Annotated in this window: 18 protein-coding genes; 11 read left to right on the plus strand and 7 right to left on the minus strand. The window is 40.8% G+C overall.

What is annotated here, in order from left to right:
* The first annotated feature begins 86 nt into the window (after nucleotides 1-86).
* The 5 genes from GJB62_RS23160 to GJB62_RS23180 all read left to right on the plus strand — a co-directional run bounded on the left by GJB62_RS23160 (nucleotide 87) and on the right by GJB62_RS23180 (nucleotide 6,486).
* Nucleotides 87-233 carry a hypothetical protein gene (locus tag GJB62_RS23160; RefSeq protein ID WP_159402554.1) on the plus strand — a complete coding sequence of 49 codons (147 nt, stop codon included), beginning with the start codon at nucleotides 87-89 and terminating at the stop codon, nucleotides 231-233.
* Nucleotides 234-667: 434 nt separating this feature from the next.
* Complete coding sequence (locus GJB62_RS23165) at nucleotides 668-2,776, plus strand: pentapeptide repeat-containing protein (protein ID WP_114082269.1); 2,109 nt, start codon at nucleotides 668-670, stop codon at nucleotides 2,774-2,776.
* 345 nt (nucleotides 2,777-3,121) lie between these two features.
* Nucleotides 3,122-4,636 (plus strand): C-3',4' desaturase CrtD, encoded by a 1,515-nt coding sequence (gene crtD / locus GJB62_RS23170; RefSeq protein WP_114082268.1) that lies wholly within the window; start codon nucleotides 3,122-3,124, stop codon nucleotides 4,634-4,636.
* 118 nt (nucleotides 4,637-4,754) lie between these two features.
* Nucleotides 4,755-5,861, plus strand: a complete 1,107-nt coding sequence (locus GJB62_RS23175) for a saccharopine dehydrogenase NADP-binding domain-containing protein (RefSeq protein WP_114082267.1) — start codon at nucleotides 4,755-4,757, stop codon at nucleotides 5,859-5,861.
* A gap of 235 nt (nucleotides 5,862-6,096) precedes the next feature.
* Nucleotides 6,097-6,486: a hypothetical protein gene (locus GJB62_RS23180; protein ID WP_114082266.1), complete on the plus strand. Its 390-nt coding sequence runs from the start codon at nucleotides 6,097-6,099 to the stop codon at nucleotides 6,484-6,486.
* Between the two features lie 141 nt (nucleotides 6,487-6,627).
* On the opposite strand, the gene GJB62_RS23185 is transcribed toward GJB62_RS23180, so the two are convergent.
* Nucleotides 6,628-7,926, minus strand: a complete 1,299-nt coding sequence (locus GJB62_RS23185; protein ID WP_114082265.1) for a sodium:proton antiporter — start codon at nucleotides 7,924-7,926, stop codon at nucleotides 6,628-6,630.
* Nucleotides 7,927-8,666: 740 nt separating this feature from the next.
* Between GJB62_RS23185 and GJB62_RS23190 the strand changes: the two genes are divergently transcribed.
* Nucleotides 8,667-8,936, plus strand: a complete 270-nt coding sequence (locus tag GJB62_RS23190; RefSeq protein ID WP_114082264.1) for a hypothetical protein — start codon at nucleotides 8,667-8,669, stop codon at nucleotides 8,934-8,936.
* A 200-nt stretch (nucleotides 8,937-9,136) separates the two neighbouring features.
* Here GJB62_RS23190 and GJB62_RS23195 read toward each other — a convergent pair whose 3' ends face one another.
* Nucleotides 9,137-10,276, minus strand: coding sequence for a glycosyltransferase family 4 protein (locus GJB62_RS23195; RefSeq protein ID WP_114082263.1), 1,140 nt, complete (start codon nucleotides 10,274-10,276; stop codon nucleotides 9,137-9,139).
* Between the two features lie 75 nt (nucleotides 10,277-10,351).
* The gene (locus GJB62_RS23200; RefSeq protein WP_114082262.1) at nucleotides 10,352-11,521 is read right to left on the minus strand and encodes a glycosyltransferase family 4 protein; all 1,170 of its coding nucleotides are present in this window, start codon (nucleotides 11,519-11,521) and stop codon (nucleotides 10,352-10,354) included.
* A gap of 499 nt (nucleotides 11,522-12,020) precedes the next feature.
* On the opposite strand from GJB62_RS23200, the gene GJB62_RS23205 reads away from it, so the two are divergent.
* Nucleotides 12,021-14,318, plus strand: a complete 2,298-nt coding sequence (locus tag GJB62_RS23205) for a hypothetical protein (RefSeq protein ID WP_114082261.1) — start codon at nucleotides 12,021-12,023, stop codon at nucleotides 14,316-14,318.
* Nucleotides 14,319-14,363: 45 nt separating this feature from the next.
* Here GJB62_RS23205 and GJB62_RS23210 read toward each other — a convergent pair whose 3' ends face one another.
* Nucleotides 14,364-15,260 carry an aspartoacylase gene (locus GJB62_RS23210; protein ID WP_114082279.1) on the minus strand — a complete coding sequence of 299 codons (897 nt, stop codon included), beginning with the start codon at nucleotides 15,258-15,260 and terminating at the stop codon, nucleotides 14,364-14,366.
* A 170-nt stretch (nucleotides 15,261-15,430) separates the two neighbouring features.
* On the opposite strand from GJB62_RS23210, the gene GJB62_RS23215 reads away from it, so the two are divergent.
* Entirely contained in the window at nucleotides 15,431-16,600 is a 1,170-nt protein-coding gene (locus GJB62_RS23215) for an AGE family epimerase/isomerase (RefSeq protein WP_114082260.1), read from the plus strand.
* A 257-nt stretch (nucleotides 16,601-16,857) separates the two neighbouring features.
* Here the strand turns inward: GJB62_RS23215 and GJB62_RS23220 are convergent, their stop codons facing one another.
* The gene (locus GJB62_RS23220; protein WP_114082259.1) at nucleotides 16,858-17,211 is read right to left on the minus strand and encodes a Spx/MgsR family RNA polymerase-binding regulatory protein; all 354 of its coding nucleotides are present in this window, start codon (nucleotides 17,209-17,211) and stop codon (nucleotides 16,858-16,860) included.
* Nucleotides 17,212-17,692: 481 nt separating this feature from the next.
* On the opposite strand from GJB62_RS23220, the gene GJB62_RS23225 reads away from it, so the two are divergent.
* Complete coding sequence (locus tag GJB62_RS23225; RefSeq protein WP_041565423.1) at nucleotides 17,693-17,875, plus strand: hypothetical protein; 183 nt, start codon at nucleotides 17,693-17,695, stop codon at nucleotides 17,873-17,875.
* A gap of 147 nt (nucleotides 17,876-18,022) precedes the next feature.
* Here the strand turns inward: GJB62_RS23225 and GJB62_RS23230 are convergent, their stop codons facing one another.
* The gene (locus tag GJB62_RS23230; protein ID WP_114082258.1) at nucleotides 18,023-18,448 is read right to left on the minus strand and encodes a hypothetical protein; all 426 of its coding nucleotides are present in this window, start codon (nucleotides 18,446-18,448) and stop codon (nucleotides 18,023-18,025) included.
* 151 nt (nucleotides 18,449-18,599) lie between these two features.
* Between GJB62_RS23230 and GJB62_RS23235 the strand changes: the two genes are divergently transcribed.
* Together GJB62_RS23235 and purD are read left to right on the plus strand one after the other, a co-directional pair.
* Nucleotides 18,600-19,013, plus strand: a complete 414-nt coding sequence (locus GJB62_RS23235) for a hypothetical protein (RefSeq protein WP_159402555.1) — start codon at nucleotides 18,600-18,602, stop codon at nucleotides 19,011-19,013.
* A gap of 139 nt (nucleotides 19,014-19,152) precedes the next feature.
* On the plus strand, nucleotides 19,153-20,436 hold the full coding sequence (gene purD, locus GJB62_RS23240; RefSeq protein ID WP_114082257.1) for a phosphoribosylamine--glycine ligase: 1,284 nt from the start codon (nucleotides 19,153-19,155) through the stop codon (nucleotides 20,434-20,436).
* A 294-nt stretch (nucleotides 20,437-20,730) separates the two neighbouring features.
* Here the strand turns inward: purD and GJB62_RS23245 are convergent, their stop codons facing one another.
* A complete protein-coding gene (locus GJB62_RS23245; RefSeq protein ID WP_159402556.1) occupies nucleotides 20,731-22,596 on the minus strand; it encodes a carbohydrate-binding protein in 1,866 nt (621 codons plus the stop codon).
* Nucleotides 22,597-22,825 lie beyond the last annotated feature (229 nt).

Here is a 22,825-nt window from a genome sequence, read left to right on the forward strand (position 1 = left end):
AAATGTCAAAGCCTTCCCATTATCTAGCATCAATAGTAATTGTAGTAGTTCTAATTGAATAAAAAATGAAATAATCTCACACTATAATGCAAACACCTACTCCTCGATATGATCTGTTGCGGGTGTTTGCTTTGTTTTCCTCTGCTAGAGAGATGTATGAAATATTGCAAATTCTCAAACGTATTGCTAAAGCAATGTGTACGACGGACTTCGCCAATGCTCCTGTATTGTGACTGAATTAATAAGCAGAACTTGAAGCACCGCAATTAGTGAGTAATGTTGCAAAGCAGACTACCTGGTTATGAGTTAGACTGCTCCAGTGAATCGTGGAACCGCTCCCGTGAATCGTGGAACCGTTCCCGTTAATTGTGGAACCGCTCCAGTGAATCGTGGAACCGCTACAGTTGCAATATTGATAACTACAGTTTAACTATAGTGACACCAAATTGCTGGCGGCAACTTAAGCATTTAAAGGTAAAGACATGCAGTCATGATCTTATACTGCATGTAACATCTAAAATTTCTGTATTTTCCTTTTTTTGCCAAAATCTGAAATATTGCACAGCAAAGTTGTATAAAATTTCATACAAGTTTCTAAAATCCGTCACCAGATTCAAACCTCTAAACCCAGATTTAATCTAACTTTCTGAATTACGAATTAGTGATTATGCCGCCAGACTACTCCGGTCAAAATCTCCAAGGTTGCTCTTTTAAAGGTCAAAACCTTACTGGAGCCAACTTTAAAAATCAGGATATTAGAGGGGCAGATTTTACCAACGCTATTCTCAAAGATGCTGACTTCACAGGTGCTAAAACTGGACTACAGAAGCGTTGGGTAATTGGGTTGCTAATAATCTCATGGTTACTATCAGCACTATCAGGATTTTTATCAACCTTAGTTGGTGTATTGATAGCATCTATTTTTGACACCAGAATCACTCAAAACCCCATCACTGGGGTAGTCGCCTTAATTGTATTGGCCGTCTTTTTTATTGTAACTATTCGTAAGGGTTTAACAGCCATCGCGTTTGCCATAGCGATTGCCGCCGCCATTGTCATCAGCTTTGCCGTCGCCATAATTATCTTTCGAGCCAGCCCCTTGGCCTTTGCTGGAGTCTTTACCTTTGCCGGAGCCATCGGCATCGCCATTGCTGGAGTTATTGCCGTCGCCATCGCTGGAGCCATCGCTGGAGCTATCGCCGGATTCGAAGCCATCATCGGAGCCATCATCGGAGCCATCATCGGAGCCATCGTCGGAGCTATCATCGGAGCTATCGTCGGAGCCGGAGCTAATACCGGAGCTGTCGCTATTACCGCAGCCGGAGCCGTCGTCATCACACAATTTGGTGCTTACATTGGGTGGCGCAGTCTCGCTGGAGATGAAAAAGATGCCTGGGTTCGCTCAACTGCTATTGCTTTTGCAACTACAGGCGGTACAAGTTTTAGTAATGCTGATTTAACAGATGCAGATTTTACTGGTGCAATTCTAAGAAATACAGATTTTAGAAAGGCCAACCTAACACGCACTCGTTTTTATGATGCTAAAAAATTGGACTTTGCTAGAGTAGACAACTCGATATTAGCTAACCGAGGTGTTCTCAATTTGCTAGTAACTGGCAATGGTAGAGGAAAATCTTATGCTAGTGCTAACCTAAAAGGTGCAAACCTCATTGGTGCAAATTTAAAAGAAGCAAATCTAAAAAATGCTGATATTACAGAAGCAACCTTCCAAAGCGCTTGTTTAGAGTGGGCAAATCTGACTCTAGCTCAAGCTGTAGGTACTAACTTTACAAGCGCCCAAATGACAGGTGCTTGTGTAGAAGCGTGGAATATTGAAAGTACAACTAAGTTAGATAATGTAGACTGTCGCTTTATCTATCTTCTCGAACATCCAAAGCCTGGAACCGATGACCGCGAACGCCGTCCCAGTGGTGGCGAATTTCAACCAGGAGAATTTACTAAGCTATTTGAAGAGGTTTTAAATACTGTTGATTTAATTTTCCACAATGGCATAGACTGGAAAGCTTTTGTTAACGCCTTCCAAACAGTGCAAGACCAAAATGAAGATACAGAGTTAGCCCTACAGAGTATTGAAAATAAAGGTGATGGGGTTGTTGTCGTTAAGGTCGGTGTACCTGATGGTGCCGATAAAGAAAAGATTCATAGGGATTTTACGCAAAATTATCAGCTAGCATTGCAAGCTGTGGAAGAAAAATATAAAGCACAATTACAAGCTAAAGATGAACAAATAATTATCTATCGCCAACAAAGCGCAGATATGAAAGAGATTACTAACTTATTAGCGAATAAGCCGATTAATATTCAAGTTGACAACAAAGTAGAGAATAAAAATATGACTAACAGCAATGATGCCAGCCGTAAAATTGAAATTGGCAGTGTTGGCAGAGATTTTAATGCTAGCGGACAAGCTTTGAATTTAGGCGACATAAGTGGTACGGTAACAAATACTATCAACCAGTTATCTGCATCTCCCGAACCAGATAAACCGGGAATTAAGGAACTGTTGACGCAATTGCAAGCAGCAATTGAGGCTGATACAAACTTACCGCAAGAAGATAAAGCTGAGGCATTAGAGCAAGTGAAAGCCTTAGCAGAAGCGGGGAAAAATCCTCATGAGGGGGCGATGCAAAAGGCGGCGAAAACGGCTATAAAGATTTTAAAAGGTACAATTTCTAGCTTACCCAGTGCTACAAAGTTGGTTGAACAGTGCAGCAATCTGTTACCACTAATTTCAACTTTTTTAGGTTTAGGGTAGGGTGTCAAATTAAAATCTGGCGAATGGAATGAGACTGTTGGCGAATTGCGATCGCTACCCTCAAAGCATTGAGATGTCGTAGCGCCTCACCCCATACAATTGTGGTTTACATGAATTCGCCAACAGAGTCATGGAATTCGCGGCTATACAAACAAAGCCCACCTCTGTAGGCTAATAAAAGAAAATTAAGGTTTTTTATTTAACCCGCGTAGGCGGGTTTTGTCTGTGTAGAAGCGGTTTCTAACCGCCCTTTTATCTACGATGCCTGCGGCGGGCTACGCCTACGCTTAGAGAGTAAGGTAAAATTATAAGTAAAAATGTTAAGAATTTTAAAGAAAATAATCAATGTCCAGCATTACTCTTGACAAAAGTAACTCTCATGTCGTCATTATCGGTGCCGGAATAGGTGGACTGACTGCTGGAGCATTATTAGCTCATAGAGGTTACAGCGTCTTAGTTTTGGATCAGGCTCTCGTACCGGGAGGCTGTGCTTCGACGTTTAAACGGCAGGGATTTACCTTTGATGTTGGCGCAACTCAGGTGGCGGGGTTGGAACCAGGGGGGATTCACCACCGCATTTTCTCAGAATTAGAAATAGATTTACCACAAGCAACGCCTTGCGATCCTGCTTGTGCGGTCTATTTACCTGGGGAAAGCACACCAATTAATGTCTGGCGCGACCAAGAGAAATGGCAAGAGGAACGACAAAGGCAGTTTCCTGGTAGCGAACCGTTTTGGCAATTGATGGCAACTTTGTTTGATGCCAGTTGGGAATTTCAAGGACGCGATCCAGTGCTACCACCACGTAATTTATGGGATTTGTGGCAACTAGCGCAAGCGGTGCGTCCCAGTACATTAATTACCGTACCTTTTACTTTGTTTACGGTAGGAGATGCTTTACGGTTATGTGGATTGGGAAATGACCAGCGATTAAGGACTTTTTTAGATTTACAACTGAAGCTATACTCCCAGGTAGATGCAGACGAGACAGCGTTACTTTATGCCGCCACAGCGTTGAGTGTATCCCAACTGCCCCAAGGATTGTTTCACCTCCAGGGAAGTATGCAAGTATTAAGCGATCGCTTGGTACAATCTTTAGAAAGAGATGGCGGCAAGTTGTTGATGCGCCACACTGTAGAAGAAATCAAAGTAGAAAACGGCAAAGCTACTGCTGTTGTCATTAGAAATCAGAAAACAGGCGAAGTCTGGACAGAAGCCGCCGACCACATAGTTAGCAATGTCACCGTGCAAAACTTGGTGCAGTTATTGGGAGAACAAGCGCCATCTGGATATAAAAACCGGGTGGAAAAACTACCCCAAGCATCGGGTGCGTTTGTGGTGTATTTAGGTGTAGATGCTAGCGCGATTCCGCCTGGTTGCCCTCCGCACTTACAATTTTTGTACGATGTCAATGGCCCCATTGGCGAGAATAATTCCCTATTTGTTTCTGTCAGTCATCCTGGAGATGGCCGCGCACCGGAGGGGAAAGCGACAATTATTGCTTCTTCATTTGTCGATCCTGCACAGTGGTGGCAGACTGAAGATTATGAAGGACTAAAAGAAAAGTTTACCCAAGAAGCGATCGCTCGTCTTGCCCAATACTTCTATCTCAAACCAGAAACGATTATTCATCAAGAAGCCGCAACACCCCGCACCTTTGCTCATTTCACAGCCCGCGATCGCGGTATAGTTGGCGGTATTGGTCAAAGGATTCCTACCTTTGGCCCCTTTGGTTTCGCTAATCGTACACCCATCCAGCATTTGTGGTTAGTTGGTGATTCCACCCATCCCGGCGAAGGTACGGCTGGGGTGAGTTATTCGGCGCTGACAGTAGTTAGACAAATTGAGGCGCAAATGTAAAGGCGCATATCTGTGCTACTTTACATAACACCGTGAAATGCTATAAATCATACTTATAACCGATGGCAAACAGGACGCAAAACTGATGAAATAAGGTTAGTGTTGCGAATCTGGAGTAATGGCAGACAGAGTTTTAATTCTTGGTGGACGGGGGCGGATTGGTAGCAGTGTTGCTCAGGATCTCGCTAACCATACGCAGGCTCAAATTACAATTACCGGACGTTCTGCGGAGTTTGGGAAGGCTGTCAGCTTGTCTTCAGGAGGACAAGTGCAGTTTTTGGTATTGGACTTGGCAGAAGTTGACAAATTGCGAGATGCGATCGCAAACTCTAACTTAGTCATTCATTGTGCTGGCCCATTTCACTATCGAGATACTAATGTTCTCGAAACCTGTATTGCTAAAGGCGTTAATTATGTAGATGTCAGTGACCATCGTTCCTATACCAGCAAAGCTCTCCATTTTAGTAAAAAAGCTGCTGCTGCTGGTGTGACGGCAATTATTAATACTGGCATTTTTCCTGGTATTTCTAACAGTATGGTGCGTCAAGGTGTTGAAGAATTTGATAAACCAGAGAAGATCCATTTAAGTTATTTAGTTTCTGGTTCTGGTGGTGCTGGCATTACAGTGATGCGGACAACTTTTCTTGGGTTGCAGTATCCTTTTGAGGCTTGGATAGATGGGAAGTGGGAAATAATCAAGCCTTATAGTGAAAGAGAAATAGTTGAGTTTCCATCCCCATATCAACGCACCGGAGTTTACTGGTTTGATATGCCAGAAACCTTTACATTGCCCAAAGCTTTCCCATCAGTAAAAACTGTAATTACTAAGTTTGGCTCTGTTCCCGATTTTTACAATCACCTAACTTGGATTGCGGCACATATTTTTCCCAAATGGTTAATGCAGCGTCGTTACATGATTGAATTTCTATCTCATGTCAGCCATTCGATGACAGATTTCACTAATAATTTTAGTGGAATTGGGGTAGCAGTTCGTTCAGAAGTTACAGGGCAAAAAGATGGTAAAACTGCCGTTTATTGTTCAACGGTAGTGCATGAAAATACAGCCGTGGCTTCTGGTTGTGGCACAGGTAGTATTGCCCAATTGTTACTAGAAGGAAAACTCCATAAACCAGGTGTTTTTGCTGTGGAAGAAGCACTCCAAACAGATTTATTTGAAGAAGTAATGCAAAGCCGAGGAATTAAAATCAATCACAGTTGGTTATAATCCAATACGCTTGGATTAAGCAAAGCGCAACCCAACAAAAGCCCGGAAATGTTGGGTTTAGTTCCTCAGCTCCTAAAAGCTTCAGATAGGTTTAACTGAACTACAGGTAAAAATTAATATACCCTGCGGTAGAAGGAAGAACTGTACCTAAACACTTAGGATGCCTGTGAGTCTTAAATATTGAATGTATTTATACATGACCAAGGCTCATTAGGAAAACTAGGAGTATTATTCCATGCAAAAAATTCGATTAACTTTAAAAAAAGCGTTACGCTCAAGCTTTTTGGTTGTTTGCTTGATGGTTTCTATCAGCTTATCAGGTTCATTTCTATTCGTTCAGCAAACTAGTTATGCAACTACTCTTGAAGAATTGAAGCTAATACCTCCACAGTTTAAACCAAATTCTGAAGAAAAAATTAATCGTGCTAACGAATACGACCCAGGTGTTGGTATTCAAGAAGAAGAAAGACAAAAAGCTTATGAGCAAGCGATAAAAGATTCAAAGAATCTTAATACTATAGAAAAAACTTACGAAAGAAATTTGAAGGCTGAACAAGAACAAAATCCCCCAGAAACTTTTGGTGAAAAAGCGAAAGAGGTTATTGACAAGGTGACAGGTAAATAGAGAATATAGACCTAAGAATACCCTCACTTAGTAGATTTGGTGAGTAATATTAAAAGCCTCTATATGGTTTGGAATCATAGGTTTATCAAATTAAATTGTAGGATGTGTTATCACTGTATCGTAACGCACCCTACAATTTTTTTATTCAAATTCATCAATTGTGTCGGGAGGAGTGGTCTTTCTGCGATTAGCAAAATTGCGCTCATACCACTTCATTAATGGAGTTGCACTAATGCCATGAATAATCACAGAAGCAACAATAGTGGTATAAGTTATCCAAGCAATTTGTTCGGCAGCTTCACCTTTTAAGCCATTACCAAAAGCATAGGCGAGATAATATAAAGAGCCGACACCGCGAATACCAAACCATCCAAATAACCAACGAGTTTCTGCATGAAAGGTTCGGCGGCGTGAGTCTAAAGGTCTTTTACCTATAGTACTAATCCAAACTCCTATAGGTCTAATTATTAAGAATAATAAAATTATTACTAGCAAAGATTGCATAGCATAATTGAGTATTGGCTTTAGCAACAATATTGAACCCAATAGTAAAATTGTTCCAACCTCCAGCAGCTTTTCAACTTGCTCAATAAATTCCAATTGGGCTAGTGGTTTTTCAGGATTTTTGTAACTGCGTTGGACAACTAATCCAGCTACAAATACTGCCAAAAATCCATAGCCATTCACCATTTCTGTTAAAGAATAAGTTATAAGAATTGTGCTGATAGCAATAAAATCTTCCATTAACTTATCGGCAGGACGGCGTTTTTGAATTTTATTTTCAATCCAAACTATAGATTTGGCAACAACAATCCCCATAATAATGCCAACTGCGATCGCCCAAATTAAATCAACTGCAATCCACTGTTTAAACCAGTTACCCCAGTTGTCATCTTTTAAGGCATGAAGACCAAAATAAACGAAGGGGAAAGCTAAAGCATCGTTTAACCCACCTTCAGAAGTTAAACCAAATCTCAACTCATCTTGGTCATTTATATCAGTCAATTGTACTTCTGATGCTAATACCGGATCGGTCGGTGCAAGAATTGCTCCTAATAAAATTGCTTCTCCCCAACTCATCCCTAAAAATAATTTACCCACAACAGCCAGAGCAAAAATTGAAATGGGCATCAAAAATACAATCAATCGCACTGTAATATCCCAAACCCCCAACCTTAGAGGACGGACAATTCTTAAACCGCAACTAAACACAGAAATAATTACTACAAGTTCTGTTATTTTTTCCAGTAGTTCGGCATTAAAAACTTCATCTCGACGTAATTGAATCAGTCCAAAGGCATAAGGGCCTAGAAAAATACCAACTATGAGGTAGATAATGGCAAAAGAAAGAGGTAGGCGAGCAATCCAACCTGACCCTAATGTTACCATCAGCAGAAGTAGACCAATTACAAATAGGTCAATAATATAGATATCTACCATATAGCGATTTGTATAAAATTAGGCGTTACTTTGTAAGCTTAATTGCAATAGTTTTTTATTAGCATTACCTATGGGCAGATTTTCTGGAATGAAGGATTAGAGATTTAGATGCGCCACCAAATTAGAAAAAAAGGGAATAGATAAAGCAATTTTCCTTTGGGACTTCCAAGAAATAAATTATCTATTTTGTGGGGTGGGCATCTTGCCCGCCTTAAATCTGGGACGGGTGGGGACACCCATCCCACAAGAAAATTTGGGATGTTTTTTTATTTGGAAATCCCTTTGCATTAAGTACAAAGCTACAATTTTTGAGGTATGAGGCAGGAGATAGAAACATCTTTATATTTGATGCGTGAGTCTTGTATTTTCTATCTCACTTACTTGCAAACGCCTGTAAGTAAGTTGGCACAATAAAATCAAACTATGTAAAAAAAATCAACTAGGCTAAAATCCTTATGCCTGTTGCCTTATCCCAACGACAATTATTTACACCCACTTGCTTAAATTTAGCATTAGCTTCGGCCAACCTAGACATCGCACTTCGATTCTTCGCATCTGCCCTTAAAACAATGGGATGTAGCACGCAAATATGATAACAGCACACAGGTGTACTACTTTTTCACTCAGATATGGTTTTTTAGTACAAATATACTATAATAGATATAGCGTCCACAAAGCCTAATTAAATGCCTAACGGCTGTGTGAAAACCTTCTGGAAGATGGATTCAAGGGTTAGTTCGATGATGAAGCATTACATTCTCAACCTCAATCCGACTGCCAAACATGAATGGGATCGGTGTATTTTACGCGATCCGCTAACTGCCAAACGCCCAGACATTGCTAAACTAATTGCTGAAGCGGTTGGTGCTGATACAGGCAGTTATTTGGTAAGCGTGAATATCGAAGTTCAAGTTTTGCAGCAAGCCGCAGTCCCTCAAGCAGAACAACTCTCGCTTTCGTTTCCAGAGGTGAGTGTGCAGTCACAACCACAACTGCGGGAAGCGGCTTAATGCGATCGCTTGAAACATCTGCATAATCAATTTAGTGTAGCTAAATTGAGAGCAAGATTAGCGTAGCTTGCCGCCGTAGGCATCGCTCAATAACTCATATCATTCAACTAGACAACGCAAGACAAGGGGTTTCCAAAAAACAAATTATCCAAAATGATTTATAGGGGATCTTGGACAAGATCCCCTAATTCCAGCGTGTACTAGAATGTGTGGGACAAAAGTTGAGCAATTTGCTGATTAATAGTTGCAACATCAAAACGCCGACTAGCAGTAGTCCTGGCATTATTAGCTATAGTTGCAGTTATTTCCGTCTCCTGAAGACAGGTGATTATTACCTGTGCAAGTTCCTGGGGTTCTCCTGGTGTCACTAGAAAACCATTAAGTCCATGTTCTACTAATTCCATTACACCCCCAGCTTTTGCTGCAACTACAGGTTTTCCACATAGCATCGCCTCAACAATCACTCTACCAAAGGGTTCTGGGGAAGTAGAGGTATGTGCCACCAAGTCACAAGCTGCCATTAACTGGGGAATATCTGAACGAAATCCTAAAAATTGGACGCGGTTTTCTAGTCCCAGATCGGCAACTTGTTGATGTAATTGTTTTACATAATCTTGTTCGCCAAACAGTGCATCCCCCACTAAAATTACTGTCACCTCTGGCGGACATTTGGCAAGAGCATCAATTAAAATATGCTGTCCTTTCCAAGGTGCAAGACGGCTAAAGTGTCCAACTACAAATTTTCCTTGCAATCCTAACTTTTGCTGTAATTGATTAATGTCAGATTCATCAGTTTGATAAATTTTTGGATCAAAGCCGTTATAGACAACTTCGACTATATCCGAGCGTCCTCCCGCTTGAATAAAGGCTGTTTTACTAGCTTGGGAATTAGCAATTACTAATGAGGCACAACGATTAGCTAAGTTAATCGCAATGCGAAGATTAGTTTGGCTAAAATGTTCTGTGGAAAGAATATCATGTAAATGATAAACCAGAGGACGACGACTAAAAAAACTTGCTAATGCTCCGACAACTAATGCTTTCTGAGTGTTGGCATAAATTAAATCGTATTCACGCGCTTTTTTTATTACTTTAGTAATCAAAGGTGCAAGTTGTTTTAAACTCTTTAATCCTTGTGCCAAACTGCTTTCTTTGCGAACTTGGATTGTTTGAGTTGCGAGAACTTCTACTGGGATATGATTTTGCTGTAGTAAATCTTTAAATTGTCCATCTGCAAATAAACCTACTAAAGCGCGATGAGAGTATGGTTTAGCAATATCAATTAAACATAATTCTGCACCGCCGGGTTTACCACTTTGGTCTAAGAAAAAAATTCTCATAAAACTTCCTTATAATACAATACGATTCAGACGCGATAAATCGCGTCTCTACAAAGCAATTTTCGCGTCTCTAGTTTAATTTAATAGAACATTTCGCACTTGTTGAGCAATTTGATTCCAGTCGTAGTGTGTAGTCGCGTACTCACGACAGGCTTCTCGTGAAGGTGTGGGAATGTTTCCCAAAAGCACTTGTTCTAATTTTTCAGCAATAGCTGAGGCTTCTGTTGAAGTCGTAATTAAATCAGGTGAAAACTCTGACAAAATTTCTGGCATTCCGCCAACTGGGGTACATAAAACAGGAGTACCACAGGCTAGAGATTCGACTATTACTAATCCAAAGCCTTCAAAAGATTGACTAGGCATTATAGTCAATTCCGCAGCTTGATAAGCTATAGGTAATTGCTCATCAGGGAGAAAACCTAAAAATTTAATGTTGTCGTCTAATCCTAATTCTGTAGCCTGTTGTTGTAGTGCAGCTTGGATGTGACCACGACCTGCGATCGCTAGCCAAACATCTGGTATTCTGGGCTTAATTATAGCCAAAGCTTGTAATAATTTATCAACTCCCGTTCGATGCACTAAACGGCGCGATGTAAATATAATCCGGCGATTATTTGGCCAGCCTAGCTGTTTACAAGCCTCCTGGCGTGATAAATTTGGCTGAAACCAGTTGATATCAACTCCACCGGGAATAATATTAATTTTGCTCCACGGTACTTGATATTGATCATGTAGAATTTTACCAAATGCTTTGCTTAATACAATGAAGCGATCGCAGCGATTATATGTGTTTTTTTCTATTAGGTGATGCTTAATCAAAAGACTAAGATTCTTATTAACTACCTCTTGTTGACTTTCAGAAGCCCAAGGGCCATGAAAATTAAAAGTAACTGGTACTCCCTTTGGTAAAATATCTAAAAGTGGAAAGCTATATAATGCAAAGTGTAGATTAATGGCATCTGGTTTATTTGTTCTTGTTTTCTGAAAGTTTGTGCGAATAGACCATAATCTTTGCCAAATAGCGCTATCGGGAGAAGCCAAGTTAGTTAGCTTAATCGGTAAATTTAGTTCAGTCTCTGGTAGACCAACTCCGCATAATTCAACCTGGTCTTTATTGGCTGCTAATTTATGAGTTAGTTCATATATATATCTTTCTAATCCTCCAGGATTTTTGGGAAACCAGCCTAATCCCAATGTGAGAATAGATGCAGATGATGAAGCTAAGTCTTCTGGTTTATTTTTCACTAATATGTCTCCTATAAATATATGAAAACAGTAGGATGTACAACTGTAAGTCCCTACAGTATGTTCCAAAGATTAATTAATAGAATTTCCAAATCCACATTCCCAATAAGATTTTTATATAGAACACCAATTTATAAACTATTTATATGTCAACGTCAACAAGGGATAAAACCTTGTGTTTTTATAAACTACATAATACCGATTAGGATATATATGATACTTGTCAATTGACAAGGGTAAATGCTAGATATAGAGAGCCAAAAATCACTATAAATTAATAATTGTAAAAATATCATGTATTAATATTTACCATTTTTGATTATCAAACAGTAGCTATTAATACCTTCAAGAAGGTTTTATAGATATTGGCTGAGAAATTAAATAATAAAATGGTTTTTATAAAGATAGTGTAAAATTATCGCTCACTTATAATAATTATATTTTTTACTGATTTCCCAAAAAATGATTGTATATGAATAATTAAAAGCTAAAAAACTATATGATAAATAAATTAATGACGAAGTTAGGAAAACTCCGTCATAAGCTTAATCAGCACATCAAAAAATTATCTAAACTTAGATATTTACAAAAAAGTAAAACCTTCAGCTTTTTACTCAGTTTGACTGTTGGAGTCATTGTTACTACCCTTGGAATTACAACAGACTGGGCAACAACAGAAACACCCACGCTTACATACAAAACATCGTGGACAAGTAATTCTATTGATAATACAAATCTGCTGGTACAAAACAATACTGAAACACCCACGCTTACTTACAAAACATCGTGGATAGGTAACACTATTGGTAGTGGAAATCTACGGGTACAAAACAATATTGAAGCAATGTATGTTTCTCCTGATGGCACAGTTTATACCAACAGCCATTGGGATGAGGCGGGAATGGAGGCAGCCATATATAAAGATGGTAAGGTTATTGGTGCTATTGGCGATACTCACGGCTGGAGTCGTGGAGGTGGTATCGCTGTAACAGCAAATAGTAAATATATTTACCTTGCCATGACTCAGGGATCGAAGGGGAAAACTGATGAAGATTACCCCCCTGAAGGTACAAGTTGGCATTGCGTTAGACGCTATGATTTGTCGGGAAAACCTGCACCGTTTCCTGAAGGGCGTGGCTGGGATAAAAGTATGTTAATTACCAGCGCAAAAAGTGAAGTTACTGGATTAGCAACAGTAGGAAGCGAGTTGTATGTGAGTGATTTTGCTGCTAACCGCATTCGTGTCTATGATACTGATACGATGAAGCAAGTACGCAGTTTTACCTTTGTTAATCCAGGAGCAATAACTGTTGATCCACAAAAAAATCTGTGGATTATTCAAAGCAAAAATGGTAGTAAACCCGCCAAAATTTTACATTATTCCCAGAGTGGAAAGCAATTGCCCGAACAGATTGCAGATATCGTTGAACCAACTGCGATCGCAATTGATCGTCAAGGTAAGCTGTTAGTGGCAGAAAATGGCCCGCGTCAGCAAATATTGATTTATGACATCAAAGATCAGCCAGTACAGACGGGTAGTTTTGGTTCTAAGGGTGGTATCTACACAGGAGTTACTGGTGAAATTGGAGATTTGAAGCTTTACGGACTTACCGGAGTTGGTGCAGATGCTTCAGGTAATATCTATATAAATAGTAATGGTTTCAACAAATCGGGAACAGATTTACGGAAATTTTCGCCATCGGGAAAACTAATATGGCGATCGCTAGGATTGATATTCGTCGATAATGCAGATGCCGATCCTAAAACTGATGGTGTAGATTTATTCACCAAACAAGAACACTATCTCATGGATTACAGTAAGCCTGCTGGTAAGCAATGGACTTACAAAGCTTACACCTTAAATCCTTTCAAATATTCTCAAGATCCACGTCTACATACATCACCCGATGGAACCTTTGTGCGCCGCATCCAAGGAAAGCCGTTCTTGTTCCTCACAGATATGTACAACAGCTTCCTGCAAATATATCGTTTTAATCCAGACAAAGACGGAAAAATTGCTATTCCAGCCGGAATGTTTGTCGGTAGCAATGGCGCAGACAAACCATTTTTAGCCGGAAATTGGCCGCCAAATCAACCACAAAAAGGCGAATGGATCTGGCGCGATCGCAACGGTAATGGCAAATTTGAAAAGAACGAATATGATACCAGCAAAGATTATCCTTATATCGGCGGATGGTGGGTAGACAGCAAAGGAGATGTTTGGAAAGCTTTGCGAACAGAAGATGGCATTCGCCACTATCCTTTACAGGGAATAGATGCTAAAGGCAACCCCATCTACAACTATGGTTCGATGGAAAAGCAAACTACTCCCAGAATATTTAACGACTTGCGGCGGCTCGAATATTTCCCTGAAACAGATAGTATGTATTTGTCAGGTTTCACAGTAGATCACCCCGCCTTCGGTGACGATACTGGAGTTGCTGGATCTGAAATTGCCCGTTTTGACAATTGGAGTAAAGGAAATCGTACTCCCAAGTGGCGAATTGTGATTCCCTACGACACCACTGGCAAACGCGAAGTGTCTACAGCAGCCATGAGTGTGGCGGGCGATCGGGTATTTGCCGTGACAGTCAAAACCGCAGAGGTATATGTCTATAATGCCAAGACGGGAGCGCAAGTACAACAGTTAAAACCAGGCCCAGAAGTTGGCAGCGAAAGTGGCTGGATTGATATACCTTATGGTATCCGCGCATTCCGTCGTTCAAATGGCGAGTATCTGGTATTTGTAGAAGAAAACTGGAAAGGAAAAGTGATTATGTATCGGCTAGCAGGTTGAGTATTTACTAGCTGATTTGCAATCTTGGTTAAAAGAGCAAAGAAATTAAACTATCTCTTGCAACTTTTGACTAAGATACATCGCAATTCCTTTCTCGTAGTAAGCAGCTTCATTAATAAAAATAGGATAAACAGTAGACTCTCCCTCATAGAAAATATCTTTTCCTGCAAAAGTCAGAAACATTGGATCGCCTGGATTCAGAGGTTCATAGTCTCTAAACTGAAGCTGGGGATGAATCATGGCTTGAATCTCCCCACTTTGCAGCCCGCCGTAAGCATCGCTTCTCGGATAATCGATAGTCTCAATATATTGATAGAGTGTAAGCTGGCTGCTTGTCTGCGGAATATTACCTTGATTGCACCCTTCAAAATAGTCTAAAATTGCATAAATAAGCTGCTCTGTTTGCTGAAATAATTCGGCATTTAAAATATTCTGAGCCACAGCACCAACTTCGATAACAAAACCCAATTCGCACAAAGAACGAAGAAAACCACCTTCTTTAGATTGCTGATTTACAAAAATCTTTACCATCGGATTGATAGAACTTAAATAAGCAGCTAACCGAAGTAAGAAAGGATTCAGATCGCAAAAAATCAGACTTAACCCCATGTTGGCAGTTGTGCTGTGCAAATCAACAATTACATCTACAAATGGCTGATTTTGCGGTTGCAGTACTTGTTGGATTGCTTTCGCGCGCGTATCTTCATAACTTGAGAGTTGAGGATTTTGTAAACCTTGATTGGTGAAGCAACGGTTTAAATCTCTGTCAATGTATCGTTTACCTTCTTCAATAGCTTTAAGATTGCCAAGTAATGGCAGAGTTTCAAAAGTTGTCCTGTTGATTAAATTTGGATACTGCTGAAACTTTTTGACTAGATATACTCCTGTTAACTCATTACCGTGGTTTCCTCCAACGATCGCAACTCGTTTAATCTCACTCATAACAACCTCACTGTCTCCCCGACGGTTATTGAGAATAGTGCAAGATACAAGATAGAAGTATAACTGCTGCTGACTAAATCTTGTAAAAGACTGACGCGAACGCTCCATGTTCGAGCCAAAATGTGATAACTGTTAAGCTGTTAGCTTTAGCACAAAAGGGGTGAAAATTTATGGAGTATAATTTTCAAGCACTCGCTGAACTTTACAAAAACGCCCTCCTCAATGACGTACTCCCATTTTGGGAAAAATATTCTCTCGATTGGCAACAAGGCGGCTATTTCACTTGCCTAGATCGCGAGGGCAAAATTTATGATACAGACAAATTCATCTGGCTGCAAAACCGCCAAGTATGGACTTTTTCCATGCTTTACAACCAGCTAGAAAAACGCGAAAACTGGCTAAAAATTGCCAGCAATGGCGCTAATTTTCTTGCCCAACATGGTAGAGATAGTGATGGTAACTGGTACTTTGCTCTCACCCGTGAAGGAAAACCACTGGTTGAGCCTTACAACATCTTTTCTGATTGCTTTGCAGCGATGGCATTTAGTAAATATGCACTTGCTGGAGGCGAAGAATGGGCAAAAGATGTGGCAATGCAGGCTTATAACAACGTTTTACGCCGTAAAGATAACCCGAAAGGCAAATATAATAAAACCTATCCCGGCACACGCCTGATGAAATCATTGGCTGTACCAATGATTTTAGCCAACCTGACTCTAGAAATGGAATGGCTGCTACCAAAAGAAACCCTAGAAAATGTCCTAGCTGAGACTGTCCGTGAAGTGATGACCGATTTTCTCGACCCAGAACGGGGACTAATGTACGAAAATGTTGCCCCTGACGGTTCCCACATAGATTGTTTTGAGGGACGGCTAATTAACCCTGGTCACGGTATCGAAGCTATGTGGTTTATCATGGATATCGCCCACCGGAAAAACGACACCAAAACTATTAACCAAGCTGTTGATGTGGTGCTAAATATCCTAAATTTTGCTTGGGATAGCGAGTACGGCGGATTGTATTACTTTATGGATGCAGACGGTCATCCTCCACAACAATTGGAATGGGATCAAAAATTGTGGTGGGTTCACCTAGAGTCTTTGGTCGCATTAGCAATGGGCTATCGCCTAACAGGGCGTGAGGTATGTTGGGAATGGTATCAAAAGATGCACGATTATACCTGGTCACACTTTGCCGATTCAGAGTACGGTGAGTGGTTTGGCTATCTCAATCGACGAGGGGAAGTATTGTTAAACCTCAAAGGTGGCAAATGGAAAGGATGTTTTCACGTACCGCGTGCATTGTATCTTTGCTGGCAGCAGTTTGAGGCATTAAAGTAAGTTTAGCTATCTCAGCAAGCAGATTTTTCTAGCTAACCACTTAGCTAGGATTTATTGGAATTGAAAGTTTATTTGAAGTAAATGCACTTTATAAGAATCTATATAAGGAGATAACTATATAGGACTTAGGCACGGGTAAGGAAAACGAACCACAGAGGGCGCAGAGGTCACGGAGGAATGAGAGTTTTAGAGGGTTTTGGCGTAAGTCCTACTATAATGTGCTGAAAATCAAGAGTCAAAGCCACTTGCCATCTGAATTAAAGCTTTAATTTTGTTTTAATTACCACCTCATCTCTAAAGCCTACTAACACTGCTGTTCCATCCTTAACGAAAATTGGGCGTTTTAGCAGCATTGCATCGTTAGTAAATGCGTCAATCCACTGTCGCTCAGTCCAAGTCTTCTTTTCATCCCCTAAAGCTCGATAAGACTGGCCGGAGGTATTTCGCATGGGAGCAGAACCCAAAGACTTCATCCAGTTTTCGATCATCTCACTGTTGGGTGGAGTTTCTTTAGTATTGATGAATTCATATTCAATGCTATTGCTTTGGAGCCATATCAGAGCTTTTTTACAAGTGCCGCAGTTGGGAATTCCGTAAACTTGAATGGACATAAAGTAGTTAAGCAATAATTACCATTTTTATACATAATATAGCGGTTCTTGCTTGGGTGCAGTACAGTTTTTACCTCTCTCCAAACCTCTCACCTAAAAGGAGAGATGCTTTGAATCTTACTCCCCTTCCCTTGAAGGTAAGGGGCTGGGGGTTAGGTCTGTATTCCATGCAATTGGGAACCGCTATATAATCGATGTAACCCTTATTTTCAGTTTTTTTGAAAGTTTATATTTTACTTCTTGTGGGTGCAGAGAGTTTATGAGAGTTTTGAACAGCAAGCACTACCCAGCCAAGATAAAATAAGGAAAATATATTATGGTATATGCACAATCTGTAGTTTTAATAGCATTAATATCTCTGTATTCGTTAAGCACGTAAAATTTAGGTCGGTTATTACCCACATTAGTCTGATTGTTATTAGTCAGAATGAAGTGGTGCAATAGATTGCACTCTTACCAAAGCTAAATATAGAGGTAAACTATGTTTCCTTTTTGGGGTAATCCTTGCTATGGAAGCGAACCTATTTCGCACAAAGCTAGCTTAGAGCGGAAATTAAAATTCTTGATTTGGATACGAGATGATTTAGAGTCTAAACTGGCTGGCATTAATGCTTCTATTGATACCATTCGGCAGCAAATAGAACGCTCAGACTCAGCTACTTAGAATTTAATTTTTGCAGAGATTTGTATTTCAAACGACATGCTTTAATTTTATGCTTCGATAGTTGATCGGGAGCGATGTCTACGACGGGCTACGCCTACGCCTTGCAGAAAACCTTAAAAACAAGACGTAGACGCATAAAGTTTGTCATTAGACATCGCTCAATCTGCCTTTGCCGTTAGTTACAGTTTGGGTGGGTTGAGTGACGGGAACCGTTACAACTATAGGAACTTGTGAAATAGATTTTTTACTCGTACTCCGCTTTCGGTTAGAGCCACCTGCTTTTGAATACTCCATGCTGTTTTTGCCGTAGACAGTTGCAACTGCACTAAGCATCCTCTCAGATAGTTCCGAGAGTCCTCTATCCATCTGATTCATCGTCTTACGAGATTCCTCAAGATGAGACAGCAGGGTATTATGGGCTTCTAGCGTGGCGCGGGTATTATCAATGAAGCGGGTATAAGCTTCAATTGTTAATCCGTGCCCTAAATCCAAGTTCTCATTAATGGATTTAAGCAGTGCAAGACGGCGTTGAGCTTTGTCTACAGCCGCAGAACCGCGAGTTTTTAAAGACATGGTAGATACTTCTTGAATAGTTCTATCTCAACATAGCGGAATGCCTTTCTACGTGAGATGAGTAATTTTGTGGATTTAATTAAGAGTTAATTTTGAGAGTTTATCTGTATTTTTACTAATCTATCCATCTGTATTTGCTTATTGTTTCGGGATGAACTCAATCATTTATGTAACAGCGTCCGCCGAAATAGCAAATGCTGTCGCTGAAATAGTAAATGTAGTCGCTGAAATAGCAAATGTAGTCGCTGAAATAGCAAATGTAGTCGCCGAAATAGCAAATGTAGTCGCCGAAATAGCAAATGTAGTCGCTGAAATAGCAAATGTAGTCGCTGAAATAGCAAATGCTGTCGCCGAAATAGCAAATGCGATCGCTGAAATAGTAAATGTAGTCGCTGAAATAGCAAATGCGATCGCTGAAATAGCAAATGTTGTCGCCTGTTATAGAAGAGTGAGTGCGTTAGCGTTCCGCAGGAAAGGTATCGCTTTACAAAAAACCTCAAAAATAAAGCGATCGCTAGAATGCCCTATCTCTTCACGGCAATGGATGTATAATTACAAATCCTGAAACGTAGATAATTATTTCTCCCCTTTCCCTGACTCTTCTGGTCATAATGAGGCTTGCACAAGTGTGATAATTGGTGAAAAAATTGATCGCGAGAGCCTAATCAGGTATTCTCGTTTGCAAGGGACGCACGAGGAAATCAGTGAAAGTTTTAGTTGTAGGTAATGGAGGGCGCGAACACGCTCTGGCATGGAAACTGTTGCAATCTAAGCAAGTTGAGCAAGTTGTCTGTGTACCAGGGAATGGGGGAACAGCAAGTATGGAACGTTGCCAGAACTTGCCCCTAGCAGTAGATGATTTTGAAGACATCAGCCGATATGCTCTAGAACATGGCATAACTCTAGTAGTAGTTGGGCCAGAGGTACCTCTATCTAAGGGAATCACAGATTACCTTCAAGATAAAGGATTGATGGTATTTGGCCCAGTCAGAGCGGGAGCGCAAATTGAAGCGAGTAAAGCTTGGGCAAAAGCCCTGATGCAAGAAGCAGGGATTCCGACGGCGCGGGCGGCGGTATTTACGGAGGTAGGAGCAGCAAAATCTTACGTCAAATCTCAGGGAGCGCCTATTGTCGTTAAAGCTGATGGCTTGGCAGCTGGTAAGGGTGTGATAGTAGCTGAAACAGTTGCACAGGCAGAAAGTGCTGTTGATGCAATTTTTCAGGGACAATTTGGTAGTGCTGGTGAATTTGTCGTCATTGAAGAATGTTTAATTGGGCAAGAGGTATCAGTTTTAGCATTAACGGATGGGTTAACGATTCGTCCCTTGCTACCCGCTCAAGACCATAAGCGAATTGGTGAGGGCGATACAGGCGAGAATACTGGTGGTATGGGAGCATATAGCCCAGCACCCATTGCGACACCAGAGTTGATGGCACGGATTCAAACAGAAGTCTTAGAAAGAGCGATCGCAACCTTACGAGCTAAAGGCATTGATTACCGGGGTGTGCTGTATGCTGGCTTAATGATTGCACCCGATGGCGACTTGAAGGTTTTGGAATTTAACTGTCGCTTTGGCGATCCAGAAACCCAGGTGATTTTGCCATTATTAGAAACACCCCTAGAAGAGTTACTTCTAGCCTGTGTACAACAGCGATTAAGTGAATTACCGCCCATTGCTTGGAAAAAAGGAACATCTGCCACTGTCGTTGCCGCTTCAGGTGGTTATCCCGGAGAATATGAGAAAGGTAAGGTTATTACTGGCATTAACAACGCAGAGGTAACAGGAGCAACTGTATTTCATGCAGGTACAAAATTAAACCAGCAACAAGAAGTTGTGACAGATGGGGGTCGAGTATTAAATGTGACTGGAATCGGAGAAAATTTTGAGCAAGCGATCGCCCAAGCCTACGCAGGGATCAAATATATTCAGTTTGAGGGCATATATTACCGGAGAGATATTGGTCATAAAGTGGTGAGTGCGAAGTAGGAAAACGAACGCTATAGTAAGCGATCGCATTGAACATATATGAGGACTTACACAAAGCTAGACGCTGTAGGGGCAATTCATAAATTACCCCTATTGCTATTTATTATTTGCGTAAGTCCTGGAAAGATAGTATTTTGAACTGCCTGTGCCACACCTTGACAGATAGTCTAATGAGGCTATTGCCACTCGGTTGAAGACGTGACATCGGCGGATGGAGAAACTGAAACTTTGAGTTTTCTATGGAATGCAGGGACGATCACCCTGATTTACGGATTTAGAATTGCTCGGTTTCTTTTAATTAGGCGCTCTTACCCCATTTTGTCCCAATGCAGAATAGTCTCTGGGTGGGAAGAGGCTAGCTTGACCATTTACATCATACTTAAATCCTTTGACAGGAACAATTTGCTTGAACGTAATCCCTTGAGCGGGAGCGGGTGATATTCTTGGGTTTCTCCCATAAGCATCTGTATAGATTACTGAATTTGCAGAATCGCTAAATGCAAGACCAGAAAAGTGAGTTTCTATTTGAGTTGTTCCTCGGAAGGGCGATCGGGGGTCGTCCCATTCTACTTTGCTACCAGCGGCTAATGTTTCTTCGCAAATTAGAGTTGTAGAAAGAGGATGTGTCGGGTCGTAGCAGCTATTCACAGTCCTATTGATCTTCGTTGTGGTAGATGGATCATAAAAACGGGAAGGATTTGTGACCTTAAAGTAAAAACTTTTTTCAGCAAAGCCAGTAAGCCAATATTCACTATTTCTTGTATTTACATCTGCCGTTTTTTGATCAACTGTCCCACGCTGGTAACAACCAGCAGTAGGAATGGCGCGATGGGCATCACCATAGGGTTGATTCGTAGGGGAGGGAGTAATACCAGGATTTACCGATAAGTTACACAAAGAAGTTTCAGGTTCTTTAAATTCTCCGGCAGCACCAAATAAAGCAAAATGCTTGAAATTGAAAGGTTCAAGCCCATCACATTTACCAGATGCAAACATTTCATGGGCTGTATTTACTAGCGCATCCGGCGAATGTGTACCCATGTGCAGTTTTAAGCTCACGTCGCAGGATTTAATTAAACTGGTGTTGCTTTCATCGAACATCTGCCAATTGTTGGCAACAAGAACCTTATGACCAAAGTGATCTTCATTTCTATGAAGAGATGGATTAGATGGATTATTAGTTGCTAGTTGCTCATTTACATAGCCAAAAGCTGGCATCCCTGCAATATTAAATACCTCTGAACTGAGCGGATCGTCGCCATGCTCGTGACCGTAGGTACAATACGTATTTGTTTCAGGGTTGAAATCTACAGGCGGATGCCATGTGGGGTAGACTTTGCTATCCTCGGCCTTGGTAAAATAAGTATCATGCATCCACTTGGGGCATTCCCATGTTTTGCCAGGAGACCACAGCCCATAGGATTTGGCCAGAATCTGAGAACTGTCTGGCAGTTGGTTTTGTGTTCGTATCGGTCTGCCAGAAATAGGAATAACAGGCGAACCTTGGTTTACATTATTGGATTGGATTTTTTGTATCTCGTCAATTTTTTGCTCTGTATCCTTTGCCCAGAAGGCAAACCAATTAAAGCGCATAGAACGGTTAGAGCCTGGAAACCTAATGACCAGGTTTTGTTTTCCTTTTGCAAGGCTCTTATTCAAAGGACACGGAACTGTACGATAGTTTGACAGAGAACCAGTGCTGTTGATAGTACAGGTTCCCACCACAGTGCCGCTAACTGAACCTAAGCGCACTTCAACGCTGTTTGTCCCAGAAGGTAAAGCGATACGCAGCATCAATGCCTCTACACCACTACCTAAGTCAAGGTTGTTGTATATTGCATAGTTACCATTGGCGGTGTTGGTTAGTTCCTGGGTTTGCTCTGTATACCCAATATCAAAAGGATTTTCGCTACGCTCCCAATAGTCTCCCCAGGCTGTGTTTAGTCCAGAACGAAACGATGAGTTGAGAGCATCTACACGCTTAAATACAGGCCAAGGTGCCGATGCGCTCGACGGAATAGTCAATGTGCTGGTAGCCGCTACAACCTTCAGTGGCTCCAAAACCGGAATATTTAATACATGACTAATGCCGGATAAACTCAGTAGTAACAGTAACGTAATAGCAGTGTGCAGAAAGAATCTGCTTAATTTATAGTTCACATCATTTATCCTCCGAAATTAAACGGCGTTGCTGAATCAAAAGATAAATCAACTAGCCGCAGTTAACATGCTGCTAGTTATTACATCTACTAATGACTCTTGAAATATGCTAGAGATAATAGATTAGAAATCTAACTAACAACCTCAGTATTTATTCGGCTTAGAAAATTTTCGAAATGTGATTACTTCAAAATGCGATGACTATCACTCTTCCATTAATCTAGGCTAG

Origin of the sequence: Nostoc sp. ATCC 53789, from assembly GCF_009873495.1 — a bacterium.
Lineage (GTDB): Bacteria > Cyanobacteriota > Cyanobacteriia > Cyanobacteriales > Nostocaceae > Nostoc > Nostoc muscorum_A.